This window comes from Aphanothece stagnina RSMan2012 (genome assembly GCF_046764815.1).
Lineage (GTDB): Bacteria > Cyanobacteriota > Cyanobacteriia > PCC-6307 > Cyanobiaceae > NIES-981.
The window spans coordinates 1-434 of sequence record NZ_JBKOUC010000112.1 but is presented as its reverse complement, the minus strand read 5'-3'; the positions used below and the strand labels follow the sequence as shown (position 1 = coordinate 434).

Genomic DNA, 434 nt, shown 5'->3' with positions numbered 1-434 from the left:
CCCCAGACCTTGTCGACCATGCGGGTGGGAAGCTGGCGGGCGAGCGTGGTGGCAACCGTCACTGGTTCACCGCTCCGGGCAATTTGCCCACGCCTTGCGCTCCGTCACGTGTCGTCACCAATACCTCCCCGTTTGCCACGATAATGCAGACATCCTTGAGGCCCACCGCCGAGACGCGCGGGCCATCGCTCATGGCGAAGACCCCGCTGCAGTCGGCCAGGTCAGCCGTCCCGCGCACGACATTGCCGCTGGCGTCGGCGTTGTCCGCCAACGCATCCGCGACTGCTGCCCAATTGCCGATGTCTGACCACCCCATATCGGCGGGGACCATAGCAGCGCGCGCGGTGTTTTCCATCACTGCGTAATCGATCGATTCGCCTGCGATTGCGGCAAAGGGTTCGGACGCGGGGTGGAAGCATGCCCCCTCCGTCCGT

At 65.4% G+C, this 434-nt stretch carries 1 pseudogene; it reads right to left on the bottom strand.

Annotated elements, in window-relative coordinates:
* Positions 1–58 precede the first annotated feature (58 nt).
* Positions 59–434, bottom strand: a pseudogene (locus ACLNEE_RS16985) (hypothetical protein); the annotation flags it as partial.